General features: G+C 64.9%; 2 protein-coding genes and 1 pseudogene. All 3 read right to left on the bottom strand.

The window, feature by feature from the left end; all coding sequences use genetic code 11:
* Positions 1-207, bottom strand: a 207-nt coding sequence (locus L9Z73_RS29820; protein WP_247408511.1) for an ATP-binding cassette domain-containing protein, incomplete at its 3' end; no start/stop codon positions are given.
* Positions 204-1,163 (bottom strand): YVTN family beta-propeller repeat protein, encoded by a 960-nt coding sequence (locus L9Z73_RS29825; RefSeq protein WP_247408513.1) that lies wholly within the window; start codon positions 1,161-1,163, stop codon positions 204-206. The genes L9Z73_RS29825 and L9Z73_RS29820, both read right to left, overlap by 4 nt.
* 28 nt (positions 1,164-1,191) lie before the next feature.
* Positions 1,192-2,004: pseudogene (locus L9Z73_RS29830) on the bottom strand (hypothetical protein); the annotation flags it as partial.

The raw sequence follows: 2,004 nt of genomic DNA on the forward strand, positions 1-2,004 counted from the left end.
GTCGCGCAGGGAATGGCCGTCCACGCGGATGTCGCCGCTTTGCAGGTCGTACAAGCGCGTGAGCAGGGCGATCAAGGTCGACTTGCCGGCACCGTTGGGCCCGAGCAACGCGGCAAAGCGCCCCGGCGCCAGGCTGAAACTCACCTCGTGCAAGGCCTGGCGCGCGCCATAGGCGAAGCTCAGGTCGCGCACCTCCAGGGCATTCATGGCGTGACCACCACGCCCCACGGATAACGCCCGACCTTCACCGACTTGATCACCTTGAGGCTGTCCACATCGATCACCGACACATCGCCGCTGACGCCATTGGTGGCCAGCAACTGTTTTTCGTCCGGGGTAAATGCCATCTGCCACACGCGGCGGCCCACCAGCAGGTAGTCGAGGATCTCGAAGGTCTTGGCGTCGATCACCGCCACATGGTTGGCCGGGCCCAGGGCGACAAAGGCGTACTTGCCGTCGGCGCTGAGCTTGATCCCCACCGGCTGCACCTTGTCTGGGTGGACGCCCTTGATCTTGAAGGTCAGGGTCTTGAGGATCGCGCGGCTGGCCACATCGAGAATGGTCACGGTGCCGCCGATTTCTGCCGAGGCCCACAGTTGCGCGCCATCGTGGTTGAACTCGACGAAGCGCGGGCGCTGATCCACCAGGGTGCTGTCGGCCAGGGTCTGGGTGCTGGTGTCGATCCAGTGCAGCATGTTCGTGGTTTCGCTGGTGTTCACCGCCCACTTGCCGTCCGGGCTGACGGCCATGCCTTCGGGCTCGACGCCGACGCTGATCTGGCCAAGTACTTTGGAGGTCTCGGTGTCGATCACCGTGACCAGTGCGTCGTCTTCGTTGGACACATACAGCCAGCGGTCGTTGGGGTGCAGGGCGAACTGCTCGGGGTCTTTGCCGGAGGGCAGTTCCTTGATGATCTTGCGCGTGGCCACGTCCATCACCTGCACGCGGTCCGAATCGCTGGCGCAGATGTACAGCAGCTTCTTGTCATGGGACAGCAGCAGGCCGCGTGGGCGCTGGCCGACCTTGAGCGTGTCGGTGACTTGCAGGGTCTGCATGTCGATCAGGCTCAGTGTGTTGTCTTTCTCGTTGGAGACCCAGGCGGTGCTGGCCACGGCGTGCCCGGCGGCAAGCAGCAGGGCGCATGAGAGCAGGGTGCGGCGCATGGCGGATTCCTTATTATTGTGTGAGCGATCAGGGGAAGCGGCAGGTCACCTCGGGCTTGTCGTAGCCCAGGCTGTCCATTTCGTTGAAGGGGTGCAGGAAACCGTCCTGGGGCGAGGTGCTGACCAGGGCGCGCGGTTGCACGATGGGGATCGGTTGGCGCAGTTCGCCGTTCCAGGGGCGGTAGCTGAGCTTGCGGCCCTTGAAACCGTCCAGCGGCAGTTGCTCGCTGATTTCCAGTTGGCGGATGGTCATGGGATCGACCTGGCGCAGCTTGCTCACCGCACTGGCGACGCTGCGCACGGCCATCCAGGCGGCGAAGTCGCGGTCGTTCATCCAGCGCCCGGCCAGGGCCTCGAAGCGTTTTTGCAATTGCGCGGCGCCGTAGGTCTCGACGGTTTTGTGCCAGCCGGTGGGCGTCAGGCCTTGCGTGCCGGCGACGGGGCGCGGGTACCAGGTCTGGTAGGGCACGTACTCGCCGAAGTCGCCGCGCTCGTCCGCCACCAGCACCACGTCGTATTCGGCGGTCTGGGTGAACAGCGGCATGTCCGCCTGGGCGCTGCGGCGTTGGTCGTTATCGAAGCGCCAGGCTTTCTCCGCCACCAGTTTCACCCCGAAGCGCTTGGCGGCGCGGCGCAGGGCGGCGGCGTAGGCCTGGTCATCCTCGGTGGGGCCGACGATCAGCAACGCCTTCTGCCATTTGCGCACCACCAGAAATTGCGCTGTACATCGCTGGCCAGTTCCAGGGCGTGTCGGTGATAGGCAAAGCGATCGGCCGGGTCGGCATTGCGCATCCACTGCGGCAGTTTTTTCTGCAGCCGCGCCAGTTCCTCGGAATCCGGG

Source organism: Pseudomonas emilianonis, assembly GCF_023072625.1.
Taxonomy (GTDB): domain Bacteria; phylum Pseudomonadota; class Gammaproteobacteria; order Pseudomonadales; family Pseudomonadaceae; genus Aquipseudomonas; species Aquipseudomonas paraveronii.